Consider the following 17698-nt stretch of genomic DNA (forward strand, 5'->3'; position numbering starts at 1 on the left):
TGGTGCTAGACACCAGGTTCTTCTCGTTTTTTGCGAATCCAAGCCGTCACGTAATATGCAGCATAGCAGAGCGCGATGAAAGGAATGCCGCAGATGAGGGCAATCCGCTGATTTGGATCAAAGGCAATGCCGATCACAGATGCAAGGCACAGGAAGAAGGCAGCAATCGGAACCACTGGATAGAGCGGGGTTCGAAAGGATAAATCATGCAGCTGTCCGCCATCCTGTAAAAATTTTTTCCGAAACATGAACTGTGAGGCAGCAATCCCCATCCAGACCACAACAACGGCCAGTCCAGAGATCGAAACAAGAACAAGATACACCGTTTCCGGTGCGATGACACTCGATAGCAAAGAGAGAATACCGCCGATCATACTTAAAATGAGTGCATTCAAAGGAATTCCCTTTGATGTCAATTTCGCTAGCTTCTTAGGCAGTGTCCGTTCCTCAGAAAGTGACCAGAGCATGCGAGATGACGCGTACAGTCCCGAGTTGGCGGCTGATAAGATCGCCGTCAGAATGACAAAATTCATGAAATCTGCAGCATAAGGAATACCGATCCGATCAAAAACCACGACAAATGGACTTTTGATCACCCCGGCTTCTTCCACTGGAATCAAGCCGGCTAAAACAATGATCGTTCCGACGAAAAACAGGACGAGACGCAGCACGGTCGTTCGAATCGCCCGCGGGATGGTCTCATCTGGATTGACGCTTTCACCCGCAGCAATGCCAATTAATTCAGTACCCGAAAAAGCAAAATTGACGGCAAGCATGGTCATTAAAATCGGTAAAAATCCGTTTGGGAAAAGTCCGCCTTCTCCAGTAAAGTTAGAAAAGAACGGAGCGGCCTCGCCACCTTTTAATGGAATCAAGCCAAACATTGCAGCTCCGCCAAGAATAATAAAGAGAATGATCGCCATCACTTTAATACTAGAAAACCAAAACTCTGATTCTGCAAAGAATTTGACTGTAAATGCATTAAGTAAAAAGATGATAAGAGCAAAAACACCACTCCACATCCAAACCGATGTGTCTGGGAACCAGCGCTGCATTAAAAGTCCTGCCGCTGTAAATTCCGAACCAAGTGCGACTGTCCACGTCAGCCAGTAAAGCCAAGCGACCGTATAGCCCGTGCCAGGACCAATGTATTTTGTTGCATACGTATGAAAAGCCCCTGTAACCGGCATTGCGACAGACAGCTCACCTAAACAGAGCATCACAAGATACACAATTAATGCCCCGACAAGATAGGCAAGAATCGTTCCTGCAGGTCCCGCTTGGCTGATGGTATACCCTGAGCTTAAAAAGAGCCCTGTTCCAATGACGCCGCCTAACGAAAGCATGAACAGGTGCCGGCTCGTCATTTTTCGTTGATATTGTTGTGACTGATCTTTTGCTTGTTCCATGTCTTCCCGCCCTTTTGCTTAGAAGTATGTGAGTTGATTCATGTTGCTACGATGTTGTCCGTTTGAGGATGTCAGTAATATCTTCTGGTGTCGTCCGGCAGCAGCCGCCGATGATGCGCGCGCCGTCTTTGTACCATTGATGCGCACATTCACCAAACGTATGATGAGACGTATCTCCGCTCCATACCTTTTCTTTAGGATCGTATAATTCACCTGAGTTTGGATACACCACAATCGGTTTGCTCGTTCCCTTTTTCATCTCTTGAATGAGAGAAGAGATGAATTGCGGCGGTGTACAGTTCACGCCAACAGCAGCAATCTCTTCATACGGCTCAAGTGCTTGTACACATTCTCTCAGCAAATCACCTTCACTAATGTGCAGGTCATCCTTTGCGCTGAAGGTGATCCAAGCATACACACCGCTGAATTCATCCCGCAGCAGTTTTGCGATGGCCGTTGCTTCAACCAGACAAGGAATCGTTTCACACGCAAGAATATCTGCACCAGCCTCGACTAATGCCTGAATTCTTGGTCGGTGAAAATCAATGAGTGCCTGCTCTGTGAGTCCGTAATTTCCCTTATATTCTGAACCATCAGACAAATAAGCGCCGAATGGCCCCACAGATCCAGCGACAAAGGGTTTTGTCCTTCCTTCACGACGCGTTTCATCCTGCCAAAAAAGATCGCGTGCATCTTTCGCTAAAGTGACAGATCGTTTCATGAGTTCAATGGCTTCTTCTTTTGAATAGCCTTTTTCTGCGAAGCCATCAATCGTTGTTTGGTAGCTGGCGGTTGTTGCACAGTCAGCACCCGCTTGGAAGTAGTCCAAATGTACTTGCTGAATCAATTCTGGCTGTTCAATGAGTATTTTGGCTGACCATAAACTGTCGTTTAAGTCACAGCCCTTTCGTTCAAGCTCCGTTGCAAGTGCGCCATCTAAAATCAAAGGTGCGTGAGCCTGTAAACGGCTTTGAATAGGGTTCATAGGAATAGAACAACCTCCTTTTTTGATCGGAAATGATGGGTATGATATGAGGCAGTAGTTTAAATGACTAAAGTGTTTTTGTCAAGGAGAGGAAAAAGCATATCATGGCGGAAAAACCCTGAAAACAAGCGGGTTTTCGTGCATAAACATGCAGTTAAAATAATAGAAAACCAAGTCATTGACAGCCTCTAAAAAGAGATATATATTATGGAAAGGTTCATTTCAGAAAGCTTCATCAAAAGGCGTTGTCTTTTGATTTTATTTTGTCCAACGACAGTCTTCTTTCGTGCAGAAAGAGGGTTTTTTATATGCTTAAAAAAGGAGGAAAGAAGAAAATGAAAAAATGTGTAAAAGATATTGCAATGATTCTTGTTGGTTCTTTTTTATTTGCCGCAGCTGTGAACATGTTTGTCATTCCGCTTGAATTTGGTGAAGGCGGCGTAACGGGGCTGTCCATCATTTTTTATTATTTGTTTGAGATTGCACCATGGCTGACGAATCTTGTGTTTAATGCCATCTTATTGCTGGTGGGGTATAAATTTTTGGACAAGAAGACGACGATTTACACAGTGGTTGCCGTCGCAAGTAACTCCCTATTTCTACACCTGACCACAACATGGGTCGTGAATGTACATGAATTGATCATTGGAGCCATTTTTGCAGGAATTATCATCGGTATTGGGATTGGTCTTGTGCTAAGAGCAGGCGGTACAACGGCGGGTTCTGCCATTCTCGGAAGAATTGCCAACAAGTATTTAGACTGGAACGTGAGCTACGCCATCTTGTTCTTTGATCTCATCGTCGTATTTGCTTCCTATTTTATTATTGGTGCGGAAAAATTAATGTTTACCATTGTGATGCTTTACGTGGCCACAAAGGTGATGGACTTCGTCATAGAAGGACTCAACACGAAAAAGGCGGTCACGATTATTTCTTCATGCAAAGATGATATTGCCGAAGAAATCAATCACACCCTTGACCGAGGCGTGACGATTTTAAACGGTCGCGGTCATTATTCAAAGGAATCGAAGGAAATTCTCTACGCTGTCATTCAAAAGCAAGAGCTCATGCGGTTAAAGAAAATTATCAAGAAAATTGATCGAGACGCATTCGTTGTTGTCCATGATGTGCGGGATGTGTTTGGAGAAGGATTTGTGAATATATAAAAACGAAAAGACCCAAATCGGGTCTTTTTTTATGCTTTATACCTCTTGTCACACAATACTATGTATTGTATAGTATAAATGGTTAGGAGTTGTAATCATGAATGCACAATTAAAAAAAGGATTGCTGGAATTTTGTGTACTGGCGGTATTAAAGAAAGGCGATTCCTATGGTTATCAAATCATTAAAGATATGTCCCATTGTATTGAGATATCTGAATCAACATTATATCCAATATTAAAGCGGCTAGAGCAAAACAATTATGTAGAGACCTATTCCCAGGAACATAACAGTCGATTAAGAAAGTACTACCGGATGACAAAAAGCGGCAGGGAGCATATGGCGCAGTTTTTAGAGGAATGGGATCAGGTGATGGCGATTTACGACTTTATTTCTGGAGGACAGGGCAATGAATAAAAAAGAATTTTTAGCCAGCTTAGAGAAGCACCTGCATCGTCTAGGCGAAAAAGAAAGTGAACGGTTTATCGAATACTACGATGAGATGATCGAGGATTATCAGGAAGATGGATACAGTGAACAGGAAGCGGTTCATCAAGTCGGGCAGCCTGCCATCATCGCTGAAGGAATTATGAAGGAACAAGGAATGAAAACTGCTCAGGTGCCGACGTTTGGAGAAAAAGCCACAAGACTCTCCATTCTCATTTTAGGCTTTCCGTTATGGGGCAGTATTTTAGCAACAGTCTTCCTGCTGATTCTTTCTGTGTATATGGTGATTTGGTGCATTCCGCTCGTGACAGGTACAGTGACGCTGATTGGTCTGCTTGGAGGTTTTTGGAGCATCATTGGTTCTCCATTTATTTTTCAGGACGGTTTGCATGTGGTGGTGACGCAGATTGGCGTTGGTATTCTTCTATTAGGTGTTGGATTATTATGCGGCATAGCCACGGTGTATTTGACAAAGCTATTTGTGCATTTGACTGTTCAAACCACTAACGCATTCATGGGGATGTTTAGAAAAAAGGTCGTGAGAATATGAACGTGAATGAATTAAAGAAACAATGCTTCAAATGGGGTATCATTTTCACCGTTGTCGGAGGAATTGTCATGGCAATTGGTTTTGCGCTATCAGGCTTTGATGTAGATGCATATCACACAAATGACGAGCACAACGTGTTCCGCACCATCAATTGGTAGACGGTCATTATGAAATGAAAAAACCCGCTTATGCGGGTCTTTTTTTCGCTCGGGCAACAAAGAAGAAATAACAACAAAGTGCGCCAAGTTCACAAAGCATAATAATCAGGCCCATTGGAAAGGCCGTTTGGCTGCCGGCTAAGCCGACAAGAGGTGTCATGCATGCGCCTAGCAGCATTTGCGCGACACCGATGAGGGCAGCAGCACTCCCTGCATGCGCACCGTGGTGCTGCATCGCAAGAGACGGTGCAGAGGTGCCGACAATCCCAACGCTTGAGACAACAAAAAAGAGCGGAATGAGAATGCCATACAATCCTGCATCAATGGAAATCATGATAAATAGGGTGACGCCGCCTAGGGCAGCTGTCAGCAGTCCAATGCGAAGGACTTTCTCTTCTCCGATTTTTGCAGCGACACGGGCAAATACTTGTCCAGCTGTGATAATGCCAAGACTATTCACCGCAAAGGCAGCACTAAATCCTTGTGGAGAAAGGTGAAAAAGATCCTGGAGCACAAACGGTGAGCCAGAAATATAGGCAAACATCGCTGCGAATACAAGACCTTGCGAGAGAGCATATCCAACAAAGAGACGGTCACTCGCTAAAATTTTCATGGCACCAACAATCTGTTGAAAGCCTCCGGTCTGTCTGCGCTCCGCAGGTAAGCTTTCCTGTAGTGAAAACATTGATCTGACCAGCATCAAAGCCCCAAGGATTCCTAGTAGAACAAATACACCCTGCCATGTTGTGAAGCGTAAAATCTGTCCGCCCACAATCGGTGCCGCTGCCGGAGCAACTCCGTTGACTAGCATTAGCAGTGCAAAGAATTTCGTCATCTCTGACCCTTCATAATGATCTCGTACGATGGCTCGTGCAATCACAATACCTGCTGAACCAGCGAGTCCTTGAATCAGCCTTAAGAGAATGAACGTCCAAATCGATGTGACCACTGTACATAAAAGAGATGCTGCTATAAAGATGAGTAAGCCAATCATCAGCGGCTTTCTTCTCCCGATCGTATCACTGATCGGTCCCGCAATCAGCTGTCCAAGCGCGAGTCCAATCAAACAAGCCATGAGACTTAATTGGGACAAAGCCGTGCTTGCTTCAAAATCCCGGGCGATATTAGGCAAAGCAGGTAAATACATATCCATTGCCAGCGGTGCAAGGGCTGTTAAAGAACCAAGCAATGCGGCAAGGAGAAATCGATTTTTTTTCGATTCTTGGGGATAAGATAAAGAACTCATATGATGACAACACTCCTCGTATACTTCCTCAAATCAGCATAATGAATCAAGCGTTCCTTTTCAATGAAAAATTTCGAAAGCCGATTTCGGGCAAAATGATTGATCTTTCGAATGAGACTCTTTACATTGAATGAGTAGAGAAAAGAACGAGATCATCGGCATGCATTGATTACATGATACGTATATCGATCCATAGACAACAGGAGGTGCTGACATGAAGCAGAAAGAGTTGATGATTCGCCCAGCAGTCAAAGAAGATCATAAGGCCATCAGGCACGTGCTGATCAAATCATACGCACAGTATGAACCTCAATTTACAGAAGAAGGCTGGCAAAATTATTCTGCAGCACTTGCAGCAGCTGTAGATAATCCGAACATGGAGCTCATGCTTGTAGCTGAGCTTGAGGACAAGGTTGTGGGGACGCTTCAAATGTTCCGGTCATCTGAACAAGCGTATGACAAACCTGAAATGGGCATTACATCAGCCATTGTCCGGTTTTTAGGAGTAGATCCTGATGTCAGGGGAAAAGGAATCGCAGAGTCATTGTTACGTAAAAGTATTGAACTGACGCAATCATGGGGCGAGAATGTCCTGTATCTTCATACATCTGATAAAATGCAGGCCGCCATTCGTCTATATGAAAGAATGGGCTTTGAGCGTGCACTTGATAAAGAATTTGTGAATCAAAATGGGACGCATGTGAAGAGCTATCGATATGTGATCCAGAAAGAACAGCCGGCTGGTTCATCACATCACGCGTAATAAAAGGAAGAGCAAGTCCTTCAGGGACAGCTCTTCCTTTTTCAATTTACGCCCACAATACAAGCGCCCAATATGATACCCCCCACGAGAGTAAACCGAACATGACAAAGAATTTTAACATGCGCTTATAAGGGGACAGCTTTCGTTCTATCTTCGTTTTCACCTGCCGCCAATAAAGGGCATAGCCGCAAAAAATGAGGATGATTTGTCCAAGCTTTGTAAGGTTTTCAAGAATCGTGACTCCGTTCATTTAATTCACCTCATCATAGGTCTTCCATAAGTAAATACAGCAATCCTTTATTTCTTCAAAAAAAATCGGTGTATACTGGAAAGAGAGAACCTAGATGCAGAGGGAGTTGTGACATGTTGTTTTCGCTACAAGCGGATCGTTGGGATGAAGTAATCGAGAGAAAAATCAAATACGATCAGAAAGTTGTGGAACATACCTGTCAGCTGTTAGACGCACAGGGACAGCAGGCTGTGCTGTTTCACAAGATAGAAGACACGTTTATGATGAGGGCAGGCGATGGTGCTCTGACCATTCCAAAAGGGAGCTATACGACCGCCTATTATTGGAAGGATCGTCCTTACAATTTATATTTCTGGAGGAATGATCAAGGGAAGGAACTTGGGTCTTATTTTAATATTGTGGGAGATACACGGTTCAACGGCCAGCTGGTCATGTTTGAAGATCTCATTGTTGATCTTCTCGTTCTTCCGAATGGTGATTTCTTTGTGTTGGATGAAGATGAGTTGCCAGAGAGTTTAACGGATTTTGAACACGGTTCAGTGCGCCGGGCATTAGAGGGTGTGATGGCTTCGTTAGAAAGCTTACTTGATCAAGTGAGGGCAGATGCCAAAGGAAAATATCATCACAGCTTGTTTGAGCCGATGTTAAAATAGAAAAAACGATTCCTTTCAAGCGAGGAATCGTTTTTTCTGTTAAACCTTGATACGGTTTAATCGTTTTTGTAAACTGGTTTTCGTTTTGGAGGCTTTTAGCTGTTTGACAGCACTTTGAGCCGATGCTTTATTTTTCTTTGTCCGTTTGGCTTCAGCTTTTTTGACCTTTTGTTTGGCGTCTGTCACTTTCTTTTGATAGGCGACTTGTTTTTTTACCTTGTCGAGACGGTTTTGCAGGCTTGTTTTTTCTTTGCCTTTGTTTAGCTTTTTGATGGCCGTTTGGGCGCTTTTAATGGCGCCCTGCGTTTTGTTTTTTTCGGCTTTTTTGACCTTTGCACGTGCGGAACGGATATCGATGGTTGCTTGTACTTTTTTCACCCGTTCTGTGAGTGCTGTTTTTTGTTTGCTTGCAGTGAGTCGGCCGATTCTCGTTTTGGCTTGATCGACATCTGCCTGCTTTTTAGATGTTTCGGCTTTTTTGACAGCGCTTGTCGCAGCCTTTAAAAAGGTTGATTGCGGAACATATTGCACGCGGCCATAGCCGAATTGTGAATCCTTTCCTTTCGCACCAAGATCCACTGTATAGCTGCGCAATAAGGTGCGAAGCTGTGCATTTGTTTTCTTCGGATGAAGCTGCTTTAACAGCGCCAGCATTCCTGTGACATGCGGTGCAGCTTGTGATGTACCAGTTGCATACCAATATTCATTTTTCAAATAAGTGCTGATGACGTTCTCGCCAGGGGCAGAAAATTCGATCCCTTTCCCTGTATTGGAGATAGACGCGAGTTTGTCTTTGGCAGTTGTTGCGGAGACAGCAATGACGCTATTGTATGCGGCAGGATAGCTAATATCATTCTTCTTCCCGTCATTTCCGCTTGCAGCAACCACCAGCAGTCCTTTTTTGTATGCTTCATCTACAGCTGAGCGCAAAATCGGAATATTATCTTCAAAGCCTAGACTTAGATTGATGATGTCCATCTTATTGGTAATGGCCCAATCGATGCCTCGAAGCAGACTGTATAAGTCGCCTTCTCCCTTTTTATCTAACACTTTCACAGCATACAGCTTCACGCCAGAAGCGACGCCGACTGTGCCATAATCGTTATTGAGCGCCCCAATAGTGCCAGCGACATGTGTTCCATGTCCTTCATCATCTTTATAAGAGGATGTGTAATTCACGAATGACTTACCACCGGCTACCTTTAAATCCTCATGTGGGAAAATACCAGTATCTAAAACGGCTACTTTCACATTTTTACCTGTGACGCCTTCTTTGATCGCTTGCTTTACATTTAGCTTTTGCAGGTTGTACGACTTTTGTACCAATGCATCCTGGCCAGTAGCACCTGCGTTTTTTTTCACGGTAGAAGAAGCGAGTTTGACTTTCACATTCTTTGAGACATAAGCGATGTTAGGGTCTTTTTTGAATGAGGTGACCGCTTGTTCATCTGCTGTCACAGCGACAGCGGGAAGGTGTATGTACTGTGCGTTCACTTTTTCACTTTCTTGAATAGCGGTTTGCTTCCCTTTTTGATTTTTATAGACGATGATAACATCTGTTTCTTTTGGCGGTGCAGCTGCCTGCGAATGGAAGGGCAAAGCAGTTGTCAAAGCAAGAAGAAACGCGATGACCACGAATATTTTCTTTTTCAAGGCAATGGCTCCTTGCATACGAGATGACCTCCGTCTTTTTTTCTTTATTATATCGGAGAAATCAGATGGATGGTTAGAAGAATCATAGTCTTGTCAGAAAATTTTTTTGCAAGTAGCCTGAAATTGAAATTCATACAATTCTAGTAGACAATAGAGAGATCATAATAAGAGAAAGAAGGACATGCCGATGAACGTAAAAGAGTATATGACGTATGATGCGACTGGCCTGGCAGCACTTGTACGGAAAAAGCAGGTAACATCTGAGGAGCTTGTACATGCCGCATTTGCTAGATTGGAGGAGGTCAATCCAGAACTAAATGCGGTGATCCAGACAAGACATGATCAAGTGTTAAAAGACATGAAGCAATTAGATATGGATCAGCCGTTTGCGGGTGTTCCGTTTGTGCTGAAAAATATATCGCAAGGGCTGAAAAATGAACCGCTGACAGCAGGTGCTATGCTGCTAAAGGATGTAAAGGCGAAAACGGACTCCCACTTTGTCCATCGATTGAAGCAGGCTGGGCTCCTTATGATCGGCCATACAAACACACCGGAATTCGGTTTGAGGAATGTGACAGAACCCGCTTTACATGGTCCAACGAGGAATCCTTGGAACGCCGCGCATTCCCCGGGCGGTTCAAGCGGCGGGACGGCTGCGGCTGTTGCAAGCGGTATCGTTCCTGCGGGCGGAGCAAGTGATGGCGGAGGATCCATTCGTATACCCGCATCCTTTACGGGTTTGTTTGGACTCAAGCCAACACGAGGTAGGACGCCAGTAGGTCCAGGTGCAGGAAGACAGTGGCAGGGTGCTTCCATTGACTTTACACTCACAAAAACAGTTCGAGACAGTGCAGCTCTTCTTGATCTGCTTCAGGTCATTCAGCCAGAAGCAGCTTTCCAAACCCCGTTATACGACGGCAGCTACCAAGAGGATCTGGTGAAACGTACCTCTTCAATGCGAATTGCTTACAGCGTAGAATCTCCAGTTGGCACAAAGGTCAGTGAGGAAGCGAAGCAGGCGGTACTGCAAACGGTGAAATGGCTGAGTGAGCAAGGGCACCAACTAGAGGAAGCGAAACCGGCAATCGATGGTATTCATCTGATGCAGCAATATTACGTCATGAACAGCGGAGAAATGTCTGCATTATTCACTTCCTTGGCTCGTTCACTAGGGCGTCCAGTGAAGCCCGAGGAAACAGATATCGTGGCATGGGTGCTGGCGGAGGCTGGAAAGAATGTGACCGCTGCCGCCTATACAGAAAGTCTTGATGCGTGGGATATGGCCGCAGCACAAATGGCCGCATTTCATCAAACCTACGATCTTTATGTGACACCAGCTACTGCCTATTCGGCTCCAAAGATTGGTGAGCTTATGCATTCGGATCAGGAAATAGCCGCACTTTTACGTGTGTCTTCTCTTTCCATGCAAGCGCAGCAGGATCTCATTTATGACATGTTCCTAAAGAGTCTGACCTACACTCCATTTACACAGCTTGCCAACTTAACAGGTCAGCCTTCTATGAGTGTTCCTGTTCATCTCACTGGGGCGGGCATGCCTTTAGGTGTACAGGTGACAGCGCCTAAAGGAAAAGAGGACTGGCTGCTCAGACTTGCAGTTGAAATGGAGACTTCCTCGATTTGGAAAGGGACAAATCAATTAAATGAATAACACGATGAAATCGACTTTGGTCTATGGAGGGAAAGGGGTGTCACACGTGAGTACGAAGGACAAAGTCATTCAAACGGCCGCACTTCTTTTGCGTAAACAGGGGTATCATGCGACAGGATTGAATCAAATCATTAGAGAGAGCGGCACGCCTAAAGGATCTCTTTATTATTACTTTCCAAATGGAAAAGAAGAGCTAGCCATAGCAGCTGTTGAATATATTAGTCAAAAGGTCATCAATCGAATTGAAGAAAGCTTTGCCTATTCGGATGACCCATATATCGCCATCGATCGTTTTATGACAAACATTATTCAGGGATTTATGGAGCAAGAAAGTGAAAGAGGGATTCCGATTGTCTTGCTGGCGGCAGAGTCAAAACCAGAGCATACAAAGCTGCATGATGCTTGCAAACAAGAAATGATCCGCTGGCAAGAGCTTGTGAAAGAAAAGCTGATGAACACCGGTTATGAAGAAAACAAAGCCGATGAGCTGGCTTCTCTCCTTCATTCAATGGTGATCGGAGGTCTATCGATGACCACTGCTCTCAAGCAAACGACACCTTTAGAACACGTAAAATGTTACCTTAGACACTTATTTATGCGAGAGGAGTAAAATCTCTCGCATATTGTCTATCTATTATATCAATTGGTCTATATAATAAAGATAGTCAATTAGTCATGAGGAGTGATGGGATGTCGGAGCAACCGCAATCGATCAAGCAATCCGAAGGTACCTCTTTTTATACCGTGTCTGGTTCGGGAAAGCTGTATGGTTTGGAGAATCAGCTTGTTCATGTGCTGGCAGAAGCAAATCAAACGAATCAACTGTTTGAGCTTGTCTTAATCACAGGTGGGAAAGGAGCTTATTTTCCACTGCATTGTCATGAGACATTATTTGAAACCATCTTTGTGCTCGAAGGTAAGCTTGAGGTGATGCTGGACGGTAAAAAATATATGGTGACAGCGTGCGATTATATTCATATTCCGCCTAAAACAATTCATGGCTACAGAATGCATAGTCACAAAACAAGGTTTATTTCGTATACATTGGGCGGACAAATGACAGATATCTATCAGCAAATTGGGAAAAGGCTCTTGCAGAATGAATGGCCGATGACCGATCAAACCTTTGATGCAGACTGTTTTCAACAAGCTGAAAAAGAAAGCGATCTCATGCTGATGCACGGAATCAGAGAGCTATCGAATACAACCAAGCCCTCAGTGTTATTTCATAGTCAGCTCCCTCATTCAGTGCAGCCCTATGTATTAGAGGCTGGTGAAGGGAAGCAATACATCATTGATGGTCAGCTTCATGAGCTGATTGCGACAACAGAAACAACAGGAGGCGGATTCAGTCATTTTGTGATAGAAGGGACGAAAGGAAAATATTTTCCTCCGCACTATCATCAAGTGCATACAGAAGCACTCTATTGTGTTGAAGGGAAAATGAACCTTCATTTGAACGGAGAGGATATTTGTCTAATGCCGGGTGACTTTGCCTATATACCGCCGGATACCATCCACGCTTATGAATTAGTGTCTCATTCAAATAAATTTTTGATTTTGCTGCTCCCTGGAGATATTGAGCAATTATATGAACAGTTTGAAGAATCTCAAAGCCCAAGTATGTGTCCTTATTTTATTCACGAAGGGAACCTGATGATCGATCGGGAGACATCAGCTCAATATGATTTGTATTTTCTCGAAAAAGAATGAGTGTGTAACGCGTTACACATGTTCCATCAAAAGCCTGTCGAATCAATCGACGGGCTTTTTCGCCTTTCGTCTTCGTGACATATATTCCTGATCTGATGAATGAACCATCCATTCAAGGTGAAGATAAGGGAAGATGACTCGAGTGAAAGGAGGAAATGCATGTGAGAGCTGTTACCTATCAAGGAAAAAATCGCATTGCAGTGAAGAAAGTAGATGCGCCGTCTATTCAAGATCGTGAAGATGTCATCGTTCGGATTACATCAACAGCGATTTGCGGCTCGGATTTACATTTGTATCAAGGGAATTTCCCGCTTCCTATCGGCTATGTGATTGGGCACGAGCCGATGGGAATTGTGGAGGAAGTTGGGCCGGATGTTACGGCGGTAAAAAAGGGAGATCGTGTTGTCATTCCATTTACGGTTGCATGTGGTCAATGCCAGTATTGCCATCATCACTTAGAAAGCCAATGCGACCACTCAAACCCGCATTATGATTCGGGCGGACTTTTTGGATATAGTGAGAAATTCGGAAATTATCCCGGAGGACAGGCTGAATATTTACGCGTACCCTTTGGAAACTATACCCCGTTTAAGGTACCGGATGATTGTGAGTTAGAGGATGAACAATTATTGTTCTTATCAGATGTCCTGCCAACTGCTTATTGGAGCGTGGAGCACGCAGGAGTGAAAAAAGGCGATACGGTCATCGTGTTAGGCTGTGGACCTGTTGGGTTAATGGCACAGCAATTTGCTTGGCAAAAAGGTGCAGAGCGGGTGATCGCCGTCGATTATATTGATTACCGCCTGCGGCATGCAAAACGGATGAGCGGTGTAGAAGTATTTGATTTTACAGAAGATCCCGATATGGGAGAAACATTAAAGGAGCTCACCAAGGGCGGAGCGGACGTTGTCATTGATTGTGTAGGAATGGACGGGAAGAAATCGCCGCTTGAAAAAATTGAGCAGAAGCTCAAACTGCAAGGCGGAACGATTGGACCGATTCAAATTGCCACAAAAGCTGTTCGAAAATGTGGAACAGTTCAACTGACTGGTGTGTATGGAGGGCTGTACAATATGTTCCCATTAGGCGCTTTTTTCGCAAGAAACGTCACGCTGAAAATGGGACAGGCCCCGGCAAGAGGGTACATGACAAAGCTCTATCAAAAAGTGACAACGGGTGAAATTGATCCTAGAGCGATCATCACACATCAATTGCCATTAGATGATGCCGCACATGCTTACCAAATATTCAACGAAAAACAGGATGATTGTATAAAGGTCATCTTAAAGCCATAAAAAAGAAGGCTTAGGAATTCTCCTAAGCCTTTAATGTGCGCTCATCCATCATTTTTTCGATTAATTCAAAAAATGTTTTTTTGTCGTCCTCAGATAAATGGTTGAACAGTTGATTGACAAGCAATTGGCGATTGTCGATCATTTGTTTTGCTATTTGTTCACCCGATTCAGAAAGGGTAATCCATACAGTACGGCGGTCATTGTTATTTCGAGAGCGGATAATCAGCCCTTCATCTTCTAAGTGATTGAGAGCGGTTGTTGTCGCAGAGGGAGATAATGAAACTTCCTGTAGAATATTTTTCACAGTACATGATTGATGGCGGTAGATGATGCGTAAAATAAACCCTTTGACATTCGTGACGTTTCTCGGAATGTTCTCTTCGTCTATTCGTTTCGTCGCCTTTAAATACTTTGTCAGTGCATGGTCTAACAAACTTGCCTCTAGCTTGAAATGTTGCATTCTCCATACCTCTTTTCCTATTGCATTCGCATTTTCCGATCAATTACTAGGTCTATCTTATCATAATAATCATCATCATTTAAACCAAAATGGAAGACGGCTATAAAATTACCTGTATTATCAATTAATAAAAAGAATAATTCCAAAATGAAATGATTTTACTTTCAGCTATTTTTATTTTAGAATGTGAATGAGATAAAATCTGCCAATCCAATTCTCTGGAAATTGGCTATTGAAATCAAACGTTTGGAGATGAAGATATTGAATACTTTACAGGCATTGCTAAACGACAGAATGGAACGCTCTTCACAAATTGAAGCGGTAACTGGCGGAGGTGTGTCTTATACATTTGAAGAATATGCAAAACGCATTGACCAGCTCGCTCATTACTTACATCGTAAGGGGATTCGAAAAGGTGACCGCGTTTGCTTTATTTGTCAAAACCATCATCACTTTTCAACGATTATGCTGGCAGCCATCAAAGCGGGTGCAGTCGCAGTCCCACTTAGCTGGCAGCTTACTTCTTTTGAACTGGAAGGCATTTTGAAAAAAGCAGAGCCAAAGGCTTTATTTTTTGACCGAGAATTCCGTGACATCATTGCCGCTGTGAATGTGTCTTTAGAGGATTGCCTCATGGTGGAATCCGGTGTGAATGCGAAAACAACGCAGCTGTTTGAAGACCTATTGGCTTCAAACGATGGAAGTGATCTTGCTGAGGAGGTGTCAGAAGAGGATCTAGCTATGATTCTATTCACATCCGGCACAACGGGTAACCCAAAAGGCTGTATGGTTGGACATGGACGACTCTATCAATTTTTAACAAGACATGGGAATCGAGGATTTGACCTAAAAGGAAAACGATATTTGGCGAGTCACCCTCTGTATCATATGAGCTCGATTAACCATCTCATCGCAGCTGCAATTGAAGGGTATACCCTAGTCTTTTTACATGATGCAACGCCGAAACGCATTTTAGAAACGATTGAAAAAGAAAGAATTACGTTTATGATGGCCTTCCCATCAGCTTATACGTACATGTTAGAAGAGCTGAAACGCGGTTCGTATGATCTCTCTTCCTTTGAAATTGCGATTTCTGGCGGCACGAAGGTTCCAGTACGCTTGATTAAGGACTACAAAGAAGTGGGGATTCACATGATGCATGGCTACGGAAGTACCGAAGCGTGGGTTGTCAGTGCATGGTACCCTGCAATGGGTGAAGATAAAATGGGATCTGCCGGTAAAGTCGATGCGGATGTAGAAGTAAAAATCGTTCATCCTGAGACAGATGAGACACTGCCAGCTGGAGAAATTGGCGAAGTTGTCATGAGAAGCCCATTTTATTTCCTAGGCTACTACCATCAGCCTGACGCTACTGAGAAGGTACTCAAAGATGGCTGGTTCCATATGGGAGACGCAGGCTATCTAGATGAAGAAGGTTTTCTTTATATCACAGGCAGATACAAAGATGTCATTTTGTACGGCGGCGATAATATTTATCCTGACCAAGTGGAAGAAGTCATTGATCAAATTCCAGGAGTCATTGAATCAGCTGTCATTGGTGTACCAGACGATTTATATGGTGAAGTGCCAAGTGCATATATCGTGAAAGACGAATCCGTCGATTTTTGCGAGCAAGATGTTGTGAACTATTGCCAGGAGCGTTTGGCAGATTACAAGGTTCCGTCCATTCATTTCACGAAGGAACTGCCAAAAAACAAACTTGGTAAAATTATGAAGAAAGATTTGCGTGAATTGGTTGTGAATGCGTAGGACCTATTCTGCTATAATGAAATTTGAATAATTTTTTGTTTTTCTAACGTTTTGGAGGGAAAGGGTTTGCGACAAATTCTTCGTAAGAAACAAATTCACGATTTGTTAGAACAGAGTAGGCAGCAAAAGGTAAAGAGAACGCTGGGCGGGCTTGATCTAACGCTTCTTGGTATAGGGGCTGTGATCGGCACAGGGGTCATGGTGTTAACCGGAATGACAGCAGCTAAGGATGCAGGACCGGCTGTCATTTTCTCCTTTGCGATCGCAGCGATTGTGTGCAGTTTAGCAGCACTTTGTTATGCAGAAATGGCTTCAGCGCTTCCTGTATTCGGCAGTGCATACATTTATTCATATACAACGATGGGTGAGCTTGTGGGCCATCTGATGGGATGGACCTTATTGTCTGTTTATATGCTGACTGCTTCGGCTGTGGCCAGTGGCTGGTCCAGTTATTTCAACAGCCTGCTGGAGGGGTTTGGAATCTCTATCCCCCATCAATTCCTAGCAGGGCCAGAACAAGGCGGATACATGAATCTGCCAGCGATTATCATTGCTTTACTGATTGCGTGGATCTTATCTAGAGGAACGAAGGAAAGTAAAAAATTCAATAATATCATGGTGTTTGTGAAGCTTGGCATTATTGTTCTTTTCATTGTAGTAGGCGGCTTTTACGTACAGCCAGACAATTGGCAGCCGTTCATGCCGTTTGGCGCGGAAGGTGTCATTGCCGGTGCAGCCGCTGTGTTTTTTGCCTTTTTAGGATTTGATGCGATTTCGGCCTCTGCAGAAGAGGTGAAAAATCCACAGCGGAACCTGCCAATTGGTATTATTGGTTCATTACTGATTTGTACGGTCATTTACATTGTCGTTTGTTTGGTCATGACAGGTATGGTGCACTATACAAAGCTGAATGTGACAGAGGCCATGTCCTATGTGCTGCAAAGTGTGCATCAAAATAGCGTGGCTGGTATTATTTCTGTCGGTGCTGTCATTGGATTGATGGCTGTGATTTTCGCCAATAATTATGCAGCAACTCGAATTGCCTATGCGATGGGTCGAGACGGGCTCTTGCCTAAAGTGTTTTCGAAAACAAACAAGAGCGATACACCTGTTGCAAGCATATGGATGATTGGCGGAATGACAGCTGTTATTTCAGGGTTTATTGATTTGAAGAATCTGTCCAACTTAGCGAATATCGGTGCTTTATTGACGTTTGCGATGGTGAGCTTATCTGTGCTTATTTTGAGAAAGACACATCAGCAGCTTGAAAGGGGATTCCGGGTTCCTTTTGTACCGGTTTTGCCAATCATATCAATGGGCTGCTGCTTGTTCCTCATGCTCAACTTACCGGGACGCACATGGCTTTACTTTGGGGTTTGGCTGTTAATCGGTGTCGTCATGTACGCAGCGTATTCAAACAAACATAGTGAATTAGCGAAGTCTTCATGAGAAAAAGGTGCAAATCCGTTGACGATTTGTGCCTTTTTTCATACGATTTGGGATAAGCTATAAA

General features: G+C 43.8%; 18 protein-coding genes. 12 read left to right on the forward strand and 6 right to left on the reverse strand.

Going from position 1 to position 17698, the window contains the following annotated elements; genetic code table 11:
• Positions 1-5: 5 nt before the first annotated feature.
• Both mmuP and mmuM read right to left on the reverse strand, forming a co-directional pair.
• Positions 6-1409 (reverse strand): S-methylmethionine permease, encoded by a 1404-nt coding sequence (gene mmuP, locus NPA43_RS01445; protein ID WP_099726176.1) that lies wholly within the window; start codon positions 1407-1409, stop codon positions 6-8.
• 46 nt (positions 1410-1455) lie between these two features.
• Entirely contained in the window at positions 1456-2394 is a 939-nt protein-coding gene (gene mmuM / locus NPA43_RS01450) for a homocysteine S-methyltransferase (protein ID WP_099726175.1), read from the reverse strand.
• 335 nt (positions 2395-2729) lie between these two features.
• On the opposite strand from mmuM, the gene NPA43_RS01455 reads away from it, so the two are divergent.
• The 4 genes from NPA43_RS01455 to NPA43_RS01470 all read left to right on the forward strand — a co-directional run bounded on the left by NPA43_RS01455 (position 2730) and on the right by NPA43_RS01470 (position 4713).
• The gene (locus NPA43_RS01455; RefSeq protein WP_249704779.1) at positions 2730-3560 is read left to right on the forward strand and encodes a YitT family protein; all 831 of its coding nucleotides are present in this window, start codon (positions 2730-2732) and stop codon (positions 3558-3560) included.
• Positions 3561-3657: 97 nt separating this feature from the next.
• Entirely contained in the window at positions 3658-3975 is a 318-nt protein-coding gene (locus tag NPA43_RS01460) for a PadR family transcriptional regulator (protein WP_099726173.1), read from the forward strand.
• On the forward strand, positions 3968-4555 hold the full coding sequence (locus tag NPA43_RS01465) for a DUF1700 domain-containing protein (protein ID WP_230031226.1): 588 nt from the start codon (positions 3968-3970) through the stop codon (positions 4553-4555). The genes NPA43_RS01460 and NPA43_RS01465 overlap by 8 nt, the downstream gene beginning before the upstream one ends.
• Positions 4552-4713: a hypothetical protein gene (locus tag NPA43_RS01470; RefSeq protein WP_180275463.1), complete on the forward strand. Its 162-nt coding sequence runs from the start codon at positions 4552-4554 to the stop codon at positions 4711-4713. Before NPA43_RS01465 ends, NPA43_RS01470 begins: the two co-directional genes overlap by 4 nt.
• A 28-nt stretch (positions 4714-4741) precedes the next feature.
• Here NPA43_RS01470 and NPA43_RS01475 read toward each other — a convergent pair whose 3' ends face one another.
• Entirely contained in the window at positions 4742-5959 is a 1218-nt protein-coding gene (locus NPA43_RS01475) for a multidrug effflux MFS transporter (RefSeq protein ID WP_099726171.1), read from the reverse strand.
• Between the two features lie 214 nt (positions 5960-6173).
• On the opposite strand from NPA43_RS01475, the gene NPA43_RS01480 reads away from it, so the two are divergent.
• On the forward strand, positions 6174-6722 hold the full coding sequence (locus NPA43_RS01480) for a GNAT family N-acetyltransferase (protein WP_099726170.1): 549 nt from the start codon (positions 6174-6176) through the stop codon (positions 6720-6722).
• A gap of 46 nt (positions 6723-6768) precedes the next feature.
• On the opposite strand, the gene NPA43_RS01485 is transcribed toward NPA43_RS01480, so the two are convergent.
• Positions 6769-6972 (reverse strand): hypothetical protein, encoded by a 204-nt coding sequence (locus NPA43_RS01485; protein WP_256499251.1) that lies wholly within the window; start codon positions 6970-6972, stop codon positions 6769-6771.
• A 113-nt stretch (positions 6973-7085) separates the two neighbouring features.
• On the opposite strand from NPA43_RS01485, the gene NPA43_RS01490 reads away from it, so the two are divergent.
• Positions 7086-7625, forward strand: coding sequence for a ribonuclease FAU-1 family protein (locus tag NPA43_RS01490; RefSeq protein WP_249705326.1), 540 nt, complete (start codon positions 7086-7088; stop codon positions 7623-7625).
• A 39-nt stretch (positions 7626-7664) separates the two neighbouring features.
• On the opposite strand, the gene NPA43_RS01495 is transcribed toward NPA43_RS01490, so the two are convergent.
• Positions 7665-9278 (reverse strand): S8 family peptidase, encoded by a 1614-nt coding sequence (locus NPA43_RS01495; RefSeq protein ID WP_256499252.1) that lies wholly within the window; start codon positions 9276-9278, stop codon positions 7665-7667.
• 187 nt (positions 9279-9465) lie between these two features.
• Between NPA43_RS01495 and NPA43_RS01500 the strand changes: the two genes are divergently transcribed.
• From NPA43_RS01500 to NPA43_RS01515, 4 genes are all read left to right on the forward strand, one after another.
• Positions 9466-10947 carry an amidase gene (locus NPA43_RS01500; RefSeq protein WP_256499253.1) on the forward strand — a complete coding sequence of 494 codons (1482 nt, stop codon included), beginning with the start codon at positions 9466-9468 and terminating at the stop codon, positions 10945-10947.
• Between the two features lie 46 nt (positions 10948-10993).
• Positions 10994-11557: a TetR/AcrR family transcriptional regulator gene (locus NPA43_RS01505; RefSeq protein ID WP_099726316.1), complete on the forward strand. Its 564-nt coding sequence runs from the start codon at positions 10994-10996 to the stop codon at positions 11555-11557.
• An 80-nt stretch (positions 11558-11637) separates the two neighbouring features.
• Positions 11638-12660 (forward strand): quercetin 2,3-dioxygenase, encoded by a 1023-nt coding sequence (locus NPA43_RS01510; protein ID WP_099726167.1) that lies wholly within the window; start codon positions 11638-11640, stop codon positions 12658-12660.
• Between the two features lie 161 nt (positions 12661-12821).
• Entirely contained in the window at positions 12822-13955 is a 1134-nt protein-coding gene (locus tag NPA43_RS01515; protein ID WP_099726166.1) for a zinc-dependent alcohol dehydrogenase, read from the forward strand.
• Between the two features lie 22 nt (positions 13956-13977).
• Here the strand turns inward: NPA43_RS01515 and NPA43_RS01520 are convergent, their stop codons facing one another.
• Complete coding sequence (locus NPA43_RS01520; RefSeq protein WP_099726165.1) at positions 13978-14415, reverse strand: MarR family winged helix-turn-helix transcriptional regulator; 438 nt, start codon at positions 14413-14415, stop codon at positions 13978-13980.
• Positions 14416-14676: 261 nt separating this feature from the next.
• Between NPA43_RS01520 and NPA43_RS01525 the strand changes: the two genes are divergently transcribed.
• Entirely contained in the window at positions 14677-16185 is a 1509-nt protein-coding gene (locus tag NPA43_RS01525; protein ID WP_256499254.1) for a class I adenylate-forming enzyme family protein, read from the forward strand.
• A 66-nt stretch (positions 16186-16251) separates the two neighbouring features.
• The gene (locus tag NPA43_RS01530; protein WP_099726163.1) at positions 16252-17634 is read left to right on the forward strand and encodes an amino acid permease; all 1383 of its coding nucleotides are present in this window, start codon (positions 16252-16254) and stop codon (positions 17632-17634) included.
• The last annotated feature ends 64 nt before the right edge of the window (positions 17635-17698 follow it).

This window comes from Bacillus pumilus, assembly GCF_024498355.1.
Taxonomy (GTDB): domain Bacteria; phylum Bacillota; class Bacilli; order Bacillales; family Bacillaceae; genus Bacillus; species Bacillus pumilus_P.

What these genes read in the sequence shown, in the direction of transcription:
- mmuP (WP_099726176.1), bottom strand. Translation starts at nt 1,409, where the DNA reads ATGGAACAAGCAAAAGATCAGTCACAACAATATCAACGAAAAATGACG.
- mmuM (WP_099726175.1), bottom strand. Translation starts at nt 2,394, where the DNA reads ATGAACCCTATTCAAAGCCGTTTACAGGCTCACGCACCTTTGATTTTA.
- NPA43_RS01455 (WP_249704779.1), top strand. Translation starts at nt 2,730, where the DNA reads ATGAAAAAATGTGTAAAAGATATTGCAATGATTCTTGTTGGTTCTTTT.
- NPA43_RS01460 (WP_099726173.1), top strand. Translation starts at nt 3,658, where the DNA reads ATGAATGCACAATTAAAAAAAGGATTGCTGGAATTTTGTGTACTGGCG.
- NPA43_RS01465 (WP_230031226.1), top strand. Translation starts at nt 3,968, where the DNA reads ATGAATAAAAAAGAATTTTTAGCCAGCTTAGAGAAGCACCTGCATCGT.
- NPA43_RS01470 (WP_180275463.1), top strand. Translation starts at nt 4,552, where the DNA reads ATGAACGTGAATGAATTAAAGAAACAATGCTTCAAATGGGGTATCATT.
- NPA43_RS01475 (WP_099726171.1), bottom strand. Translation starts at nt 5,959, where the DNA reads ATGAGTTCTTTATCTTATCCCCAAGAATCGAAAAAAAATCGATTTCTC.
- NPA43_RS01480 (WP_099726170.1), top strand. Translation starts at nt 6,174, where the DNA reads ATGAAGCAGAAAGAGTTGATGATTCGCCCAGCAGTCAAAGAAGATCAT.
- NPA43_RS01485 (WP_256499251.1), bottom strand. Translation starts at nt 6,972, where the DNA reads ATGAACGGAGTCACGATTCTTGAAAACCTTACAAAGCTTGGACAAATC.
- NPA43_RS01490 (WP_249705326.1), top strand. Translation starts at nt 7,086, where the DNA reads ATGTTGTTTTCGCTACAAGCGGATCGTTGGGATGAAGTAATCGAGAGA.
- NPA43_RS01500 (WP_256499253.1), top strand. Translation starts at nt 9,466, where the DNA reads ATGAACGTAAAAGAGTATATGACGTATGATGCGACTGGCCTGGCAGCA.
- NPA43_RS01510 (WP_099726167.1), top strand. Translation starts at nt 11,638, where the DNA reads ATGTCGGAGCAACCGCAATCGATCAAGCAATCCGAAGGTACCTCTTTT.
- NPA43_RS01520 (WP_099726165.1), bottom strand. Translation starts at nt 14,415, where the DNA reads ATGCAACATTTCAAGCTAGAGGCAAGTTTGTTAGACCATGCACTGACA.